General features: G+C 64.6%; 18 protein-coding genes. 10 read left to right on the forward strand and 8 right to left on the reverse strand.

Translation table 11 applies throughout. The features are described from left to right. Nucleotides 1-21: 21 nt before the first annotated feature. From CH289_RS24145 to CH289_RS24160, 5 genes are all read left to right on the forward strand, one after another. Nucleotides 22-972, forward strand: coding sequence for an endonuclease/exonuclease/phosphatase family protein (locus CH289_RS24145; protein ID WP_019664166.1), 951 nt, complete (start codon nt 22-24; stop codon nt 970-972). A 103-nt stretch (nt 973-1,075) separates the two neighbouring features. Beyond that, nucleotides 1,076-2,161 (forward strand): GGDEF domain-containing protein, encoded by a 1,086-nt coding sequence (locus CH289_RS24150; protein ID WP_019664167.1) that lies wholly within the window; start codon nt 1,076-1,078, stop codon nt 2,159-2,161. A 15-nt stretch (nt 2,162-2,176) separates the two neighbouring features. Further along, complete coding sequence (locus tag CH289_RS28390) at nt 2,177-2,353, forward strand: hypothetical protein (protein WP_019664168.1); 177 nt, start codon at nt 2,177-2,179, stop codon at nt 2,351-2,353. After that, nucleotides 2,350-3,135 (forward strand): 2-phosphosulfolactate phosphatase, encoded by a 786-nt coding sequence (locus CH289_RS24155; protein ID WP_094728767.1) that lies wholly within the window; start codon nt 2,350-2,352, stop codon nt 3,133-3,135. Before CH289_RS28390 ends, CH289_RS24155 begins: the two co-directional genes overlap by 4 nt. 123 nt (nt 3,136-3,258) lie before the next feature. After that, the gene (locus CH289_RS24160; RefSeq protein WP_026347621.1) at nt 3,259-3,996 is read left to right on the forward strand and encodes a polyprenol monophosphomannose synthase; all 738 of its coding nucleotides are present in this window, start codon (nt 3,259-3,261) and stop codon (nt 3,994-3,996) included. On the opposite strand, the gene CH289_RS24165 is transcribed toward CH289_RS24160, so the two are convergent. Continuing rightward, a complete protein-coding gene (locus tag CH289_RS24165) occupies nt 3,983-4,654 on the reverse strand; it encodes a lysophospholipid acyltransferase family protein (RefSeq protein ID WP_094724970.1) in 672 nt (223 codons plus the stop codon). The two genes, CH289_RS24160 and CH289_RS24165, sit on opposite strands and share 14 nt — an antisense overlap. Before the next feature lie 78 nt (nt 4,655-4,732). On the opposite strand from CH289_RS24165, the gene CH289_RS24170 reads away from it, so the two are divergent. Further along, nucleotides 4,733-5,356, forward strand: a complete 624-nt coding sequence (locus CH289_RS24170; RefSeq protein ID WP_094724971.1) for a TetR/AcrR family transcriptional regulator — start codon at nt 4,733-4,735, stop codon at nt 5,354-5,356. Here CH289_RS24170 and CH289_RS24175 read toward each other — a convergent pair. From CH289_RS24175 to CH289_RS24190, 4 genes are all read right to left on the reverse strand, one after another. After that, nucleotides 5,320-6,600 (reverse strand): M16 family metallopeptidase, encoded by a 1,281-nt coding sequence (locus tag CH289_RS24175; RefSeq protein ID WP_230594250.1) that lies wholly within the window; start codon nt 6,598-6,600, stop codon nt 5,320-5,322. The genes CH289_RS24170 and CH289_RS24175 overlap by 37 nt on opposite strands. Before the next feature lie 73 nt (nt 6,601-6,673). Next, nucleotides 6,674-8,947 (reverse strand): polyribonucleotide nucleotidyltransferase, encoded by a 2,274-nt coding sequence (locus CH289_RS24180; protein ID WP_020110252.1) that lies wholly within the window; start codon nt 8,945-8,947, stop codon nt 6,674-6,676. A 332-nt stretch (nt 8,948-9,279) separates the two neighbouring features. After that, nucleotides 9,280-9,549 (reverse strand): 30S ribosomal protein S15, encoded by a 270-nt coding sequence (gene rpsO / locus CH289_RS24185; RefSeq protein WP_020110253.1) that lies wholly within the window; start codon nt 9,547-9,549, stop codon nt 9,280-9,282. 104 nt (nt 9,550-9,653) lie between these two features. Continuing rightward, on the reverse strand, nt 9,654-10,622 hold the full coding sequence (locus CH289_RS24190; RefSeq protein ID WP_026347622.1) for a bifunctional riboflavin kinase/FAD synthetase: 969 nt from the start codon (nt 10,620-10,622) through the stop codon (nt 9,654-9,656). Between the two features lie 103 nt (nt 10,623-10,725). On the opposite strand from CH289_RS24190, the gene CH289_RS24195 reads away from it, so the two are divergent. The 4 genes from CH289_RS24195 to CH289_RS24210 are packed head-to-tail and all read left to right on the forward strand — an operon-like array spanning nt 10,726 to nt 14,024. Continuing rightward, nucleotides 10,726-11,658 (forward strand): metal ABC transporter substrate-binding protein, encoded by a 933-nt coding sequence (locus CH289_RS24195; RefSeq protein ID WP_037162919.1) that lies wholly within the window; start codon nt 10,726-10,728, stop codon nt 11,656-11,658. After that, nucleotides 11,655-12,398, forward strand: a complete 744-nt coding sequence (locus CH289_RS24200) for a metal ABC transporter ATP-binding protein (protein ID WP_019664178.1) — start codon at nt 11,655-11,657, stop codon at nt 12,396-12,398. Before CH289_RS24195 ends, CH289_RS24200 begins: the two co-directional genes overlap by 4 nt. Before the next feature lie 2 nt (nt 12,399-12,400). Beyond that, nucleotides 12,401-13,261, forward strand: a complete 861-nt coding sequence (locus CH289_RS24205) for a metal ABC transporter permease (RefSeq protein WP_019664179.1) — start codon at nt 12,401-12,403, stop codon at nt 13,259-13,261. 52 nt (nt 13,262-13,313) lie between these two features. Further along, nucleotides 13,314-14,024, forward strand: coding sequence for a metal-dependent transcriptional regulator (locus CH289_RS24210; protein ID WP_019664180.1), 711 nt, complete (start codon nt 13,314-13,316; stop codon nt 14,022-14,024). 10 nt (nt 14,025-14,034) lie between these two features. Here CH289_RS24210 and truB read toward each other — a convergent pair whose 3' ends face one another. Genes truB through CH289_RS24225 form a run of 3 tightly spaced genes read right to left on the reverse strand, consistent with a single transcriptional unit; the run spans nt 14,035 to nt 16,570 of the window. Continuing rightward, nucleotides 14,035-14,961 carry a tRNA pseudouridine(55) synthase TruB gene (gene truB, locus CH289_RS24215; protein WP_033189606.1) on the reverse strand — a complete coding sequence of 309 codons (927 nt, stop codon included), beginning with the start codon at nt 14,959-14,961 and terminating at the stop codon, nt 14,035-14,037. A gap of 26 nt (nt 14,962-14,987) precedes the next feature. Beyond that, nucleotides 14,988-15,650, reverse strand: a complete 663-nt coding sequence (gene npt, locus CH289_RS24220; RefSeq protein ID WP_094728769.1) for a 4'-phosphopantetheinyl transferase Npt — start codon at nt 15,648-15,650, stop codon at nt 14,988-14,990. Continuing rightward, complete coding sequence (locus CH289_RS24225; RefSeq protein ID WP_019664183.1) at nt 15,647-16,570, reverse strand: metallophosphoesterase family protein; 924 nt, start codon at nt 16,568-16,570, stop codon at nt 15,647-15,649. Before CH289_RS24225 ends, npt begins: the two co-directional genes overlap by 4 nt. Between the last annotated feature and the right edge of the window lie 46 nt (nt 16,571-16,616).

Here is a 16,616-nt window from a genome sequence, read left to right on the forward strand (position 1 = left end):
CGTCGTCCTCGAGGTTGGCGAGTGGCCGCGGCCATCGTTGCCGCCTGCTGCGTACTGATCGGTGCGACGGGCGTCGTCGCCTACTTCACCGACACGCAGAACAGGTACGTAGTGGGGCTGGCGTCGTTCGCGCCGATCCTCATGGCGTTCTCCTTGCTCGGTATCGCCGCTGCCGCGGTGTCCCGACGCTGGATCCTGGCAACGGCATCGACCGCCGTGGCGGTGACGGCGTCGGCGCTGCTCGCACCGGTGTACATCGCAAGCGACCGAGCGGAGGCCGACACATCCGGCCAGGGGCAGGACATCGACGTTCTGCAAGCCAACCTGATGCTCGGGCTGGCCGATGCGGGCAACGTGCTGGACCTCGTCCGGTCACACGACATCGACGTCTTCACCGCACAAGAACTGACGTTCGACGCAGAGAGCGCGCTCGACGCCGCCGGAATCGCCGAGCTGCTGCCGTACCGCTACACCAGGCCGACACCGGGCGGCGGCGGAGGTACCGGCATCTTCAGTCGATTCCCGATCTCCGGAGAGCGCGAGCTCCCGGTGTTCACTCTGTCCAACCTGGCGGTCGATCTGGACGTCGGTACCGACGACCCCGTCCGTGTCTACTCGGTCCATCCGGTACCGCCCTACCCGTCGCCGACCCCACTGTGGGCATCGGAGATGGACATGCTGCGATCCGAGGTGTCGACGGCAACGTCGATGTCCACCGTGATCGTCAGCGGCGACTTCAATTCCACCAGATCTCACAGCAAGTTCAGGCACATCCTCGACGCCGGGTACGAGGACGCAGCGGACACCACGGGTAGCGGCTTGATACCGACGTACCCCACCGACAAGTCGTATCCACCTGTCGTCGGGATCGACCACGTCCTGACCCGTGGCGCACACGCCACCACACTGGAACGAGTGGCGATCGTCGGGTCGGATCATCACGGATTGATCGCCCGGATCCACGCACGATGATCGTGTTCGATCGCCGTTTCCAACCGATCAGTATCCTCGTCTGATTAGATAAACTGTCAACTATCTGCGGGTCGGTCATGTACGGGATGTAGAGGTCCTTGGAATGAGTTCGCTGCACGAGTGGTGGTCGCAACGGACCGACTACGTGTGGAACGTCGCCTACTCGCAGAGCCACCCGATCCTCCGCCAGAGTCGCGTCGCAATCGGATTGTGCTGTTGGTTCTACGGGCTGATCTGTCTGCTCGCGATCGCCACGCCGATCGTCTCCGACCATGTGGACATCGCCGTGATCGGAACGTTCGGGGCCAGTTCGGCAGTCGTCGGCTGCCTGTGGATACGCGGACCCTGGCCGACCTACCGGCACTCCTTGCTCTTCGTTGCGTTCGCCGAGATCGGCGTCGCCAGCGTTTTGTTCAGCATCGACGACAGACCGGTCGCATTGCTGTGTGCAGCATTGTTCGGCGTCATGGGCCAGTACGTCTCCGCGTACCACGACACGACTGTTTTCGTCGCACACCAGGTGTGGGCATTGTGCACCTGCGCCGGTCTGTACGCCCTGGCGATCTCCTACTCCGACGCCGATTTCGCGCAGATGACGGCGTATCTCATCGTTCTCGTCATGGTTCTGGTGTCGTCCCCTATCCTCACTCAGGCGTACCTGACGTTTCTCAAGAGGGATGCCGCCGTCGCACACTTCGACCCGTTGACCGGCCTGCGGAACCGTCGCGGACTCGACTCGGCTGTCGGTGTGATGGCCGACGGAGCAGCGGGCGTCGCGGTCCTCGTCGCAGATCTGGACAACTTCAAGGCGGTCAACGACGGATTCGGTCACAGCTTCGGCGACGATGTTCTGCGCAAGACAGCCCAGGCCATCAACGCGAATTTTCCTCTACCGGCCGTGACCGCTCGCACCGGCGGTGAGGAATTCGTCGTGGTCTCCGCCGGACCGCTGTCGGAGATGTCCCGGGCGGCCGAAGCGCTGCGCAATGCGATTCCGGCCTGCAATTCCGCAGGCGTGACCACCACGAGCATCGGCATCCACTATCGGGAGATCGCGATCCAGGCCGTCCCCGAACTACTCGACGAGTTGCTCGACAGCGCCGACACCGCGATGTACCGAGCCAAGAGCCACGGCGGCAACTCGGTGGAGATCGACGTCTACGACGGTGACATCAGGACCGGTTCCTGATGGCATCATGAGCGAATGAGTTCCAACGATCTCTTCGGAGGCCCACGGAGATTGGCGGCTGTCGTGGCTGTCATCGTCGTCGTCGCACTTCTCGCTCTCGGAGCCACTCTTCTCGTTCGCCATCTCCTCGGACCACCGGAAGGTCCGTCGCCGTACGACACTCCTGCGTCCTCGGAGGTGTCGACTCCGTGACCGAACCGGACCGCGCGCATCGACAGTTCGCGTGGACGGTTCGGTTCGACTGGGGCACCTCGGGCGCATCGGCAATCGCTTCCGGCGCGGACGTTGCCGTCGTCGTCGACGTTCTGTCGTTCACCACCACGTTGACCGTCGCCGCCGATGCCGGTACCGCGGTGGTGCCCTGGGCCGTCGGGCAGGATTCGGCCGCCGAGTACGCCCGCCGCACCGGTGCCGTCATGGCGGTACGGCGGCGCGATGCGGGCCAGGGCGACATCAGCTTGTCCCCGGCCACGCTCCGATCGGGGACGCCGCCACACCGGCTCGTGCTGCCGTCGCCGAACGGGTCGACGATATCCGCGCAGCTGGCTTCGGAAGTACCGGTGTGTACCGGGGTCTCGCTTCGCAACGCACCGGCTGCGGCGCAGTGGATCGCCGCGACCACCGATACCGACGCCGTCGTTGCGGTGATCGCCGCCGGAGAACACTGGCCGAACGGTGCCCTGCGACCGAGCGTCGAGGACCTGTGGGGAGCTGGATTGCTCCTCGCGGAACTGGCCGACAGGCGCCCGGACTGCAGTCTGTCGCCGGAGGCAGAGATGGCCCGCGACGCGTGGAAGGCCGTGTCCGGTCGGCTCCCCCACGCTCTGGCCGAATCGGCGTCAGGACGCGAACTGATCGACTCGGGGTACGAGATCGACGTCACGATCGCTGCGGAAGTCGGCTCCTCGCGATCCGTGCCCGTACTGACGTCAGGAATGTTCGTCGACGCGGCATCGCACGACGACGCTGTGTGACCGGCGCAACATTTCACTGTCCCGCCCGAGCCCCGGAACTGCGAAAACGTCGACGACGTGCGGACACGAGGCTGTCCGTTATTTGGTCTTTGATACCCGATCACGGATCATACGAGCGTGAGCATTCCGAACGTCGCCCCGAAGACGACCGTTGTCGTACCCACGTACAACGAACGCGAGAACCTCCCGAAGCTCGTCGAGCTTCTCGCCGGTCTGGAACTCGAGAACCTTCATGTGCTCGTGGTCGACGACAACTCCCCCGACGGCACGGGCAAGCTCGCCGACGAACTCGCCGAGACAGGGCCTTTGCCGGTGACGGTTCTGCACCGCACCGAGAAGAACGGGCTCGGCCGGGCGTACGTGGCCGGCATGAGCCGCGCACTCGACGACGGTGCGGACATCGTCGTCCAGATGGACGCGGACCTGTCCCACCCCGCCGACGTCATCCCCACGATGGTGCGCACGCTCACGACGACGGACGCAGCCGTTGTACTGGGTTCGCGCTACGTCCCGGGCGGCGCCGTGGCCAGCGATTGGCCCTGGCATCGGAAGGCACTGTCTGCATGGGCCAACTTCTACGTCAACGCGATTCTTCGGTTGAAGGTCAAGGACGCGACCGCGGGCTTCAAAGCCTGGCACGCTGCGACGCTGCGGGCGATCGACGTGAAGTCGGTCGAGAGCAACGGCTATGCGTTCCAGGTGGAGATGAACCACCGCACCGTCCGACGCGGCTTGAAAATCGCCGAGGTCCCCATTCGCTTCGAGGAACGCAACGACGGCGAATCCAAGATGAGCCTCGCCGTGCAGCTCGAATCCGCAGCCGTACCGTGGAAGTTGCTCTTCGGAGTCAGGCGGCCTTGACCTTCGCCGCGTAGGTGTCGACGTACTCCTGGCCCGAGAGCTCCATCAGCGAGTACATCACCTCGTCCGTCGCGGACCGCACGACGGCGTGGTTGCCCGCGTGCTCTCGGTATCGAGCGAAGTCGATGGGCGCGCCGAACTTCACGACGATCTTCGCCGGTCGCCACATCTTGCTGCCGACCGGATTGAATTTCTCGGTACCGAACATGACCACGGGAACGACGGGCGCCCCGGATTCCAGCGCAACTCTCGCCATTCCTGTCTTCCCCTTGTACAGCCTGCCGTCCGGAGACCTCGTCCCTTCGGGGTAGATGGCCCATATTCCGTTGTCGGCAAGTATTTTTCGTGCTGCAGCCAGGGCTGGATCGCCCGCCCCTGCACCGGAGCGGTCGACGGGGACCTGACCTGCACTCGTGTAGAACCAGCACAGCACCCGACCCTTGAGGCCCGATCCCGAGAAGTACTCGCTCTTGGCGATGAAACGGATTCTGCGCCTGACGACCAACACCAGGAAAAACGAGTCGACCACCGTCAGGTGGTTACCCGCAAGAATGACGGGGCCGGACTGCGGCAGATGCTCCATGCCCTCGATGCGTGGTCTCCCCAGCAATCGCAGAACAGGGCCGATCAGAACGTATTTGAACATCCAGTACCACATGAGCGGTGCACTCCCTCGAGTCTGCCGAAAACAACGAGTCGTGGACATCGTCTCCGTCCATAGTAGACACTGTCTACTATGGACGGGCACGAAACGCCCGCCGCGCGTTTGATCGACGCGGCGGAGACGCTGTTGGAGACCGAAGGAATTTCAGGGGTGACGGTCCGATCCGTCGCACGGGCCGCGGGACTGTCGCACGGCGCACCACGGCGCTACTTCCCGACCCTCGCAGCTCTGCACGCAGCCGTAGCGCAGCGGGGCCTGCACGACCTCCGCCGGAGAATCGAACTCGAAGTAGGCGCCAACACCGACCCCGCGCCGCGATTGAAGGCCGCGGCCCTCGCCTATGTGCGCTACGCCGTCGAACGACCCGCCATGTTCGCACTCGTGTTCCGTCACGACGTTCTCGCGAACTCGGGAATGCATCTTCGCGGAACGTCGTTGCCGCTGTTCGCGTTCGTCACCGACCTCGTCGAACCGTTGGCAGGCACCGACGCTCACGTCCGAGCAGTACAGGTTTGGACGGCGGTCCACGGAATCGCTGCGCTGAGCTCGACGACCGCACTGTCGGTGGTCACCGAGGTCGACTCGACCGCTCTGGTGAATGCAGCGGTCGAGTCGATCGTCGACGCACGCCGAAGCGACGCCATCCGAGCCGACGAGAATCAGCCGGCTATGGATTTCACCGACGCGGGCAGCTGACGGACGCTCGTGTACGGGCCGACCACCGCAGCACCGAAAGGCCGCGACAACAGGACCCGAGCCACGTCGCGCACCTCGCTCACGGTCACCTGATCGATCCGGGCCAGGGTCTCCGAGATGTCCCGATGATTGCCGTAATTGAGCTCGCTGCGGCCTATCCGGTTCATCCGTGACCCCGAATCCTCCAGCCCGAGGACGAGTCCGCCGCGCAACGAGCCCTTCGCTCGCGCGCACTCCTCCTCGGTGATGCCGTCGGAGGCGACCTGCGCGAGAACCTCACGCACCACCGTCGTCACCTCGGCGAGGTTCTCGGGCTGACACCCGGCGTACACCGAGAAGGCCCCGGAATCGGAGAAGGTGTCCACCGACGAGTAGACCGAATAGGCCAGCCCGCGCTCTTCACGGATCTCCTGGAACAGGCGCGACGAGAGCCCGCCTCCCACAGCCGCATTGAGTACGGACAGCGCCCACCGGTGTCCCTCGTGCCTACCGAACGCGCGCACCCCGAGCGACAAGTGAGCCTGTTCGCTGTCTCGTCGTTCGAAACGAAGTTCGGGACGATGACGAAGTCTCGCCAGACCGTCGCGCCGGGGAGCAGGCTTGACGCCCTTGTGCAGATGACCCGCGAATGCGCGTTTGACCAACGCCACCGCCTGGCGGTGATCGACGTTGCCCGCCACCGCCACGACCATCCGCTCCGGTGTGTACCGACGCGTGTGGAAGGAACGCAGCTGAGCGCGCGTCATGTCCTCGATGGATTCCACGGTCCCGATGACGGGCCGGCCGAGCGGATGATCACCGAACATCGCCTCGATGAACAGATCACCGAGGAGATCCTCCGGATCGTCGTCGCGCATCGAGATCTCCTCGAGAACGACCTGACGCTCGACGTCGACATCACTTGCACGACAACGCCCGCGGAGGACGACATCACTGACGAGGTCGATTGCCAAACCGAGATCGTCGTCGAGGACGTGAGCGTAGAAGCACGTGCTCTCCTTCGAGGTGAACGCGTTCAGTTCACCGCCGACCCCGTCCATGACCTGAGCGATCTGCAACGCGCTCCGCGTCGGCGTCGACTTGAACAGCAGATGCTCCAGGAAATGAGCGGCACCGGCCACCGACGGACCCTCGTCCCGCGAACCCACGCCCACCCATACACCGACCGACGCCGACCGAACTCCCGGCACGAACTCGGTGACCACACGAAGACCACCGGGCAGCGTGGTGCGTTCGACACCCAGGTTCTGCCCGGCGGGATCCGAAACGGCAGAACGGTACGTCCCGTAGGAACGTACCGTTCTGCCTTGTTGCTTCTTACTCAGCGTTTGCCTCGGCAGGTGCGTCGGCCGGAGCCGAATCGGACGAGCCTGCAGCAGCTGCTCCCTCTTCCTCGACGGGAACGAGGCTGATCTTGCCGCGGTTGTCGATATCGGCGATCTCCACACGAAGCTTCGATCCGACGCTCACGACGTCCTCGACCTTGTTGATGCGCTTGCCGCCGCCGAGCTTCGAGATGTGCACCAAGCCGTCGCGGCCGGGAAGCAGCGAAACGAATGCACCGAAAGCCGTTGTCTTGACGACGGTTCCGAGGAAGCGCTCGCCGACCTTCGGCAACTGCGGATTGGCGATGGCGTTGATCTTGTCGATCGCGGCCTGAGCGGACGGACCGTCCGCTGCACCGACGTAGACGGTGCCGTCATCTTCGATCGAGATGTTGGCGCCGGTCTCCTCGGTGATGGAGTTGATCATCTTGCCCTTGGGTCCGATGACCTCACCGATCTTGTCGACGGGAACCTTGATGGCCGTGACACGAGGTGCGTACGGGCTCATCTCGTCCGGCGCGTCGATGGCCTCGGCCATGACCTCGAGGATCGTGGTGCGTGCGTCCTTCGCCTGCGACAGCGCGCCTGCCAGAACCTTCGACGGGATTCCGTCGAGCTTGGTGTCCAGCTGAAGTGCCGTGACGAAGTCCTTGGTACCAGCGACCTTGAAGTCCATGTCGCCGAAGGCATCTTCGGCGCCGAGGATGTCGGTCAGTGCAACGTAACGGGTTTCGCCGTCGACCTCGTCGGACACCAGGCCCATGGCGATGCCCGCGACGGGAGCGCGCAGCGGCACACCGGCATTGAGCAAGGACAGCGTCGACGCGCAGACCGAACCCATCGAGGTCGAGCCGTTGGAGCTCAGCGCCTCGGAGACCTGGCGGATGGCGTACGGGAACTCGGCCTGGCTCGGCAGAACCGGCAACAGCGCGCGCTCGGCGAGCGCACCGTGGCCGATTTCGCGACGCTTCGGCGATCCGACGCGACCGGTCTCACCGGTCGAGTACGGCGGGAAGTTGTAATGGTGCATGTAGCGCTTGGACGTCTCGGGTCCGAGCGAGTCGACCTGCTGCGCCATCTTGACCATGTCGAGTGTCGTGACACCGAGGATCTGCGTCTCGCCGCGCTCGAACAGCGCCGAGCCGTGGGTACGCGGAATGATCGCGACCTCGGCGGACAGCGAACGAATGTCGGTGACGCCACGGCCGTCGATACGGAAGTGGTCGGTCAGGATGCGCTGACGCACCGACTTCTTGGTCAGCGCGCGGAACGCGGCACCGATTTCCTTCTCACGACCCTCGAACGAGTCGGAGACCTGCTCGAGTACCTGAGCCTTGACCTCGTCGAGCTTGTTCTCGCGCTCGGCCTTGCCTGCGATCGTCAGTGCCTCGCTCAACGGGATCTGAGCTGCATTGGCGACGGCGTCGTAGACGTCGGACTGGTACGGCGGGAACAGGGGGAAGTCACCGGTCGGCTTGGAGGCCTTGGCGGCGAGCTCCTGCTGTGCGGTACACAGCGCAGCAATGAACGGCTTCGAGGCTTCGAGCCCCTCGGCCACGATGGATTCGTTCGGTGCCTGTGCGCCGCCCTCGATGAGCTCGATGACGTTCTCGGTGGCCTCGGCCTCGACCATCATGATCGCGACGTCGGCGTCGGCGCCGGAGCCCGAGACGATGCGTCCCGCGACGACCATGTTGAAGACGGCCTTCTCGAGCTGCTCGACCGTCGGGAACGCGACCCACTGCTTGTCGATGAGCGCGACACGCACACCACCGATGGGGCCGGAGAACGGCAGGCCTGCGATCTGCGTGGACGCGGATGCCGCGTTGATGGCCACGACGTCGTAGAGATCGGCCGGGTTGAGGCTCAGGACGGTGATGACGACCTGGATCTCGTTGCGGAGACCGTCGACGAACGTCGGGCGCAGCGGCCGGTCGATGAGGCGGCAGGTGAGGATGGCGTCGGTGGAGGGGCGACCCTCACGACGGAAGAACGATCCGGGGATGCGTCCGGCGGCGTACATCCGCTCTTCGACGTCGACCGTCAGCGGGAAGAAGTCGAACCCTTCGCGCGGGCTCTTGCCTGCCGACGTGGCGGACAGCAGCATGGTGTCCTCGTCGAGGTAGGCAGCGACGGCGCCGGATGCCTGCTGGGCGAGGCGACCGGTCTCGAACCGGATGCTGCGCTTGCCGTAGGTGCCGTTGTCGATGACGGCAGTTGCTTCGTAGACGCCTTCTTCGACGTCCAGGTTGGTGGTGTCTGTCATTCTCTTCTTCTCGTCCTCTCGTCTTTGCCGTGCGCGCACCGACGGACCACTGGCCCCGCTGCCATGTGCAGGCAGGGCTGCGGTCGCTGTTGCTCGGGGGCGGCCATCGATCGAAGCCCTGGGGACGAGAGCTTCGTCCGCCAAGGCCACTACCGAAGACCGACACCCTGGGTGCATCGGGCGATCACGGCGATGTGCGAACACCCATGTGTTCGCTTGTCTTGCTGGCGTGCCAAACACAGATAGCCAACGAGGAACAGTCTAAGCACTGCCTCGTTGGCTACTGCATATTTCGAAGACGGCCCACTTTCGCGGGCGCGTCGGCGCCGATGTTATCGACGCAGTCCCAGACGCTCGATGAGCGAACGGTACCGGGTGACATCCACCTTCGCGATGTACTTCAGCAGGCGACGACGACGTCCCACCAGCAGCAGCAGGCCGCGGCGGGAGTGGTGGTCGTGCTTGTGCTTCTTCAGGTGCTCGGTGAGGTCGGTGATGCGCTTGGTGAGCATCGCGACCTGCGCCTCGGGCGAACCGGTGTCGGTCGGGTGCAAGCCGTACTCGCCGAGAACGGCCTTCTTCTGTTCGGTGGTCAATGCCACTGGTACTACTCCTGATCACTGACGTCCGCGGGAAAGGAAAGCGGCGCAGCCACCACGGACCGCAGCATGCACCGAGAAGGCAGCCTACCAGGAGAGGCAGCCGGTCACGAAAGTCGGTCGGTCAGGGCGGCGCGGGCCTTCTCCGCGTCCCGACCCATCTCCTCGATCAAGTCGTCGATCGATTCGAACTTCTCCATTCCGCGAATCCGCTCGACGAAATCGACCGCGACGTGCTGTCCGTAGAGGTCACCGTCACTGTCCAACACGAACGCCTCGACCGTCCGGGTCCGACCCGAGAACGTCGGGTTGGTGCCGACGGACACGGCAGCACGGTGACGTTCACCCGGAGTCACGGTGCCGATGACCGGGCCGGGACCGAGCACGGTGAACCACGCCGCATAGACGCCGTCCGCCGGGATGGCCGAATACATCGGCGGCGCGACGTTCGCCGTCGGATATCCCAGTTGGCGTCCGCGCCCGTCACCGTGCACGACGACGCCCTCGACGCGGTGAGGACGCCCCAACGCCGCAGCAGCCGCGGACACGTCACCCGCGTCGACACACGAACGGATGTACGTGGACGAAAAGGTGACCGCATGCTCGGCCAGAAGATTGACGCCGTCGACGGCGAAACCGGATCGGTCGCCGACCTTGCGCAGCAACTCGACGTTGCCGAGCGCCTTCTTGCCGTAGGTGAAGTTCTCCCCCACCACGACCTCGGCGACATGCAACCGCTCCACCAGTATCTCGTGGACGTAGCGCTCCGGCGTCAGCTTCATCAGTTCGGGAGTGAACGGCATCACACAGAACACGTCGATGCCCAATTCTTCCGCCAGCTCGGCCCGACGCGTGAGCGTCGTCAGCTGCGCCGGATGCGTTCCGGGCCGCACCACTTCCATCGGGTGCGGATCGAAAGTCATGAGCACACTGGGTATTCCACGCTCCTCGGCCGACGTCACCGCACGGCTGATCAACTGGGCGTGACCACGGTGGACGCCGTCGAATACGCCGATCGTGAGAACACAACGACCCCAGTCGGCAGGTACATCGTCGAGACCTCGCCATCTCTGCACGAGGAGAAGCCTACGGCCCGCGTCGGCGTGGGTCACTTCCGGATGGACATGTCGCGGCGAACAGCAGTGGACAAACCTGCAAACACTCTGCCAAGATTTCGGCGTGCCGAACTTATTTCTTCGACGCATCGCAGCCGTCCTGCTCGGCGTTGCGATTCTGGCGGGCTGCGCCCGCTCCGTAGGCGACGACGAACCGATCATCGCCGACGACGGGCGCCCGCTCGTCCTCACGACGTTCACGGTGCTTGCAGACATGGCACGCAATGTCGCCGGGGACCACCTGCGCGTCGAGTCGATCACCAAGGCCGGCGCCGAGATCCACGGATACGAGCCGACGCCGGGAGATCTGCGGACGGCAGAGGGAGCCGAGCTCATTCTCGACAACGGCCTGGGACTCGAATCGTGGTTCGAGAAGTTCGTCGAACGAGTTCCCGCACCGCACGCCGTCGTCAGCGCTGGTGTCGAGCCCGTGTTCATCCGTGACGACGCGTACGCCGGGAAGACCAACCCACACGCCTGGATGTCTCCCGTCGTCGCCGAGACCTACGTGGACAACATCGCCGCGGCGTTCGTGCGCCTCGATCCGGCCAACGAGTCGGACTACCGCGCCAATGCCGAGAGCTACAAGCTCGAATTGCGCGCTGTCGGCGACGAGCTGAAGCGCGATCTCGATCGGCTGCCCGCCGAGCAACGTGCCCTCGTGTCGTGCGAGGGTGCGTTCAGCTATCTCGCCCGGGACTTCGACCTGCAGGAGGCCTACCTCTGGCCGGTCAACGCCGAGCAGGAAGGCACGCCGAAGCAGGTGGTGTCCGCGATCCGGTTCGTCGAGGACAACGACGTACCCGCGGTGTTCTGCGAGTCGACCGTGTCCGACAAGGCACAGCTGCAGGTAGCCGAGGACACCGGAGCACGCTTCGGCGGCAAACTGTTCGTCGACTCGCTCAGTGGTCAGGACGGTCCCGTACCCACCTACCTCGACCTTCTCGCATACGACGCTCGCACCATCACCGACGCACTACTCGGAAAGCCGGAATGACCACCATGACACCAGCACTGGACATCGTCGGAGTCTCCGTCGCCTACCGTGAGGTGACCGCGCTGAGCGACGCCTCCCTCACCCTCGAATCCGGCCGCGTCTGCGGCCTCGTGGGCATGAACGGATCCGGCAAGTCGACCCTGTTCAAAGCGATCATGGGCGTCGTCCGACCGAACACCGGATCCATTCGAATCCATGGAGGGGCGCCCGCCGCCGCCCGCAAGAACGGGACGGTCAGTTATGTCCCGCAGAGTGAGTCGGTGGACTGGACGTTCCCCGTCAGCGTCCGAGACGTGGTGATGATGGGTCGCTACGGGAAGCAGAATTGGATGCGCTCACCACGTGCACGGGATCACGACGCCGTCGACGCCGCCCTGGACCGAGTGAACCTCACCGACCTCGCGGATCGCCAGATCGGCCGACTGTCGGGCGGCCAGCGCAAACGAGCGTTCGTGGCGCGAGCCATCGCCCAGGAGGCGTCACTCCTGCTGCTCGACGAACCGTTCGCAGGGGTGGACAAGCGCACCGAGGCCACCATCACTCGGTTGCTGAAGGAAATCGCGGCGGCCGGCTCGACGATCCTCGTCTCGACGCACGACCTGCACGCTCTCCCGGATCTGTGCGACGAGGCCGTCCTGCTTCAACAGCGGGTCCTGATGCACGGAGATCCCCGAGAGGTTCTGAAACCGGACAACCTGGCATTGGCCTTCGGCGTCTCGACCACATCGGAAGCGAGCTGACCATGGTTCTCGTCGACATCATCGTCGAACCTCTGCAGTACACCTTCATTCAGCGTGCGCTGCTCGTGACGGTCGTCGCATCGATCGTGTGCGCGGTGTTGAGCTGCTGGCTCGTGCTGATCGGATGGTCGCTCATGGGCGACGCCGTCTCGCACGCCGTCCTTCCCGGCGTGGCGCTGTCCTATCTACTCGGCGCACCGTTCGCGATCGGCGCACTGCTGTTCGCACTGATCGCCGTCGGAGCGATCGGCGTCGTCCGCAACACCACCTTGGTGAAGGAGGACGCCGCGATCGGGGTGGTGTTCACCACTCTGTTCGCGCTCGGTGTCGTGTTGATCTCGAAGTTTCCGAGCCAGATCGACCTCAATCACATACTGTTCGGCAACCTCCTCGGAGTGTCACGCGGCGACATGTGGCAGGTGATCGTGCTCGGCGGTCTCGCGTTCGGCGTGATGGTCGCCAAGCGCCGGGACTTCACGCTGTTCGCGTTCGACCGCACGCAGGCTCAGGCCGTCGGCATCTCCCCGACCGTGCTCTCGGGTCTGATGTTGACGCTGCTCGCCCTCACCACCGTCGTCGCGCTTCAGGCCGTCGGAGTGATCCTCGTGGTCGCCATGCTCATCACGCCAGGCGCCACCGCGTACCTGCTGACCGATCGCTTCGGGCGGATGCTCGTGCTCGCGCCGACCATCGGCGTCGGCTGCGCCGTGGTGGGCATCTACGTCAGCTTCTACCTCGACGTGTCGTCAGGCGGCATGGTTGTGCTGGCACAGGGACTGGTGTTCCTGCTCGCGTACCTGTTCAGCCCGAGCCAGGGTCTGGTGACTCGCGCGGTGCGCAGGCGCACGGAGGTCGCGGCCTGAACGCGCCGGAGGCAACGTGTCATTTCCGAGTGGATTGCCTAAGCTCGCTTTCGTGGCGGAAAGAACCGGTGAACCTATCGCGGCCGAAAACGTGCAACTGTCGGCCGTTGCACAGGACTACCTGAAGGTCATCTGGACAGCCAGCGAGTGGAGCGAGGACTCGGTCAGCACCAAGATGTTGTCGGAGCGCATCGGAGTGTCCGCATCCACGGTGTCCGAGGCAATCCGCAAGCTGGCCGACCAGGGCATGGTCGACCACGCGCGCTACGGCGCGATCTCGCTGACCGAACGCGGACGCACCGCGGCGATCGCGATGGTGCGTCGTCACCGCCTGATCGAGACCTTCCTCGTTCGCGAACTCGGTTACGGATGGGACGAGGTGCACGACGAAGCCGAGATCCTCGAGCACGCGGTCTCGGATCTCATGATGGCGCGGATCGACGCCAAACTCGGCTTCCCCGAACGCGATCCGCACGGCGACCCGATCCCGTCCGTCGACGGCGACATCGCCTCACCGGAAGCAACGCGCCTGAGCGACTACGTGGACGGGCAGTGTGGCCGCGTTGCCCGCATCTCGGATTCCGATCCGGCGATGCTTCGCTACTTCGACTCCGTCGGTATCACCCTCGACCTGTCGATCACCGTCGTCGAGCGCCGTGACTTCGCCGGAACGGTCGCCATCGAACTCGGCAAGACCGAGAGCGCAGGCCCGATCGACCTCGGCCAACGGGCCGCCGAGGCGATCTGGATGATCCCCGCCTGACGACGGTGCCCTACAGGCCGCGCAGTGTCGCCGGCCTCACGACCATCACCGAACTTGCACGCTTGCCCTTCTCCTGCAACAGGGCGATGGTGTGACCGGTCGGATCGATCGCCGCATACACCCCCGACAGACCGATCGGATCGAGCCACCGCCCCTGGCTGATCGACTCTGCTTCCTCCGCACTGATCTCACGGTGCGGAAACGCCGTCCTCGCGGCCTCGTCGATATCCAGGCTGACCGACGGTGATTCGGCAAGGTCCTCCAGCGTGCGCGCATGTTCGAGAGTGAAGGGACCGACTCTCGTGCGGCGCAGCACCGTCAGGTGGCCACCCACCCCCAGCGCGTCGCCGAGATCACGCGCCAGAGCACGCACGTAAGTTCCGGACGAACAGTCGACCTCCACGTCGAGATCGACGAAACCGCCGTCCGGCACGTCCTGTCGGCCCACGACATCGAACCTCGTCACCGTCACTCGCCGTGACGGAATCGTGAAGTCCTCGCCGGCCCGCACCAACTTGTGCGCGCGCTGACCGTCCACCTTGATGGCGCTGACACTGGACGGGACCTGATCGATCTCACCGGTCAACACGGCCACGTGCCGAGCGACCGCCTCGTCCGTCACTGCCGACGCGTCGACGTCGAGGACGGTGTCCCCTTCGGCGTCATCGGTGGTCGTGGTACGCCCGAGCCGGATGGTCGCGGTGTACGCCTTGGTCGTCAACGCCAGCAGACCGAGCATCTTCGTCGCCCGTTCGATTCCCAACACGAGCACCCCCGTGGCCATCGGGTCCAAGGTCCCCGCATGCCCGACCTTGCGGGTGTTCAGCAACTTTCGGCACGACGCGACCACGTCGTGGCTCGTCACCCCGGCTTCTTTGTCGACGATCAACAACCCGGCGCCGACGAGGCCGGACGACAACTTCCCACGTGCAGACACGGGAGTTCATTCTGCCAGGAGGCAGGTCAGGTCACTGCAATCGCCGTGACGATCAGTCCGTCGGAGACGAGCCATCTACCGTCGAACGAGCTCAGCGGGGGTCCACTGATCGTGGTGCCCGGCACCAGAAGGTTCGAGTGGAACGTTCCGGACAGATCGGTTCCCGTACCCGTTCGCTCGAACGTGATGTGGGCGTCCTCGAATCCGAGCCATCTGCCCGTCAGCGGCTCCCACGCCTTGTAGGTGGCTTCCTTGGCGCAGAACAGAAGCCGATCCCAGTGAAGACTGGAATCCGCCCCCGACAGCCACTCACGTTCCTTGTCCAGGCTCACGGCATCGAGAACCCCGTCGGGTAGAGGGCCGTGAGGTTCGGCGTCGATACCCACCGAGCGGATCTGCAGGGCGTGCGCCAGGACGGCACCTCGATACCCGTCGCAATGCGTCAGCGAGCCGACGACACCCTTGGGCCATTGCGGCGCACCGGACTTGCCGCGCAGGATCGGAGCCGGCTCGACACCGAGCTTGTCCATCGCAACGCGGGCGCAGTGACGGGCCGACGTGAATTCACGCTTGCGTTTGTCCACCGCCTTCGCCACGAGCGGCGCCTCGAGCGGATGCGGTTGCAGCCCGGGCGGATCTTCGAAGAGTTCTGCAGCGACGACACCGTTCGGCAGGATCGACTCGATCACTTGTTCGCCCTCATCTTCTCTACTTCCGCCTCCATTTCGGGAGTCACCGTGAAGTGACCGCCCCATTTGTTCAGCGTGCCCTCGGGGTACTCGGGAACCGGGAGAATCTGACGCAGCACGTTCGACGGCAGACCACGTCGCTGCCACTCTCGCGGGTAGCCGACGGACACCTCCTCGAACCGCACCCCGTCGTAATATGTCGTCCGCGGAATGTGCAGATGCCCGTAGACCGAGCAGATCGCGTTGTAACGGGTGTGCCAATCCGCGGTCAGCGTCGAGCCGCACCACAAAGCGAACTCCGGATAGAACAGAACGTCGGTCGGCTGCCGAACCATCGGGAAGTGATTGATCAAAACCGTGGGAACGGAAGTGTCGAGCGCGTCGAGTCGTGCACGAGTGCTGTCGATTCGAGCCCGGCACCAAGCGTCCCTGGTGGCGTACGGCTGGGGCGAGAGAAGGAATTCGTCCGTTGCGACGACGTTCTTGTCCCGCGCGATCTTCAGTCCGTGCTCCTTGTCGATCGCACCTCGCGGCAGAAACGAGTAGTCGTAGAGGAGGAACATCGGTACCAACGTCGCCGGTCCCCCTTCGCCCTCCCAGACCGGGTACGGATCCTCCGGTGTCACGACGCCGATCTCGCGACACAGGTTCACCAGGTACTCGTAGCGTGCAACGCCGTGGATCTGAACCGGATCCTTCGCCGTGGTCCACAACTCGTGATTTCCCGGCACCCAGATCACCTCGGCGAACCTGCTGCGCAGCAGTTCCAGCGCCCATCTGATGTCGTCCGTCTTCTCGGAGACGTCACCGGCGACGATGAGCCAATCCTCGGGAGACTCGGGATGAATGTCCTCGGTGACCGGCCGATTACCGCGGTGGCCGACGTGGATGTCGCTGACTGCCCAGAGCTTGGCTGTCACAGGCCAGAAGTCCTTCCGATCACGGTGTGGTTGCGTCCTCGATGCA

Origin of the sequence: Rhodococcus sp. RS1C4, assembly GCF_002258225.1 — a bacterium.
Lineage (GTDB): Bacteria > Actinomycetota > Actinomycetes > Mycobacteriales > Mycobacteriaceae > Rhodococcoides > Rhodococcoides fascians_E.

What these genes read in the sequence shown, in the direction of transcription:
- CH289_RS24150 (WP_019664167.1), top strand. Translation starts at nt 1,076, where the DNA reads ATGAGTTCGCTGCACGAGTGGTGGTCGCAACGGACCGACTACGTGTGG.
- CH289_RS28390 (WP_019664168.1), top strand. Translation starts at nt 2,177, where the DNA reads ATGAGTTCCAACGATCTCTTCGGAGGCCCACGGAGATTGGCGGCTGTC.
- CH289_RS24165 (WP_094724970.1), bottom strand. Translation starts at nt 4,654, where the DNA reads ATGTGGTACTGGATGTTCAAATACGTTCTGATCGGCCCTGTTCTGCGA.
- CH289_RS24170 (WP_094724971.1), top strand. Translation starts at nt 4,733, where the DNA reads ATGGACGGGCACGAAACGCCCGCCGCGCGTTTGATCGACGCGGCGGAG.
- CH289_RS24180 (WP_020110252.1), bottom strand. Translation starts at nt 8,947, where the DNA reads ATGACAGACACCACCAACCTGGACGTCGAAGAAGGCGTCTACGAAGCA.
- CH289_RS24200 (WP_019664178.1), top strand. Translation starts at nt 11,655, where the DNA reads ATGACCACCATGACACCAGCACTGGACATCGTCGGAGTCTCCGTCGCC.
- CH289_RS24205 (WP_019664179.1), top strand. Translation starts at nt 12,401, where the DNA reads ATGGTTCTCGTCGACATCATCGTCGAACCTCTGCAGTACACCTTCATT.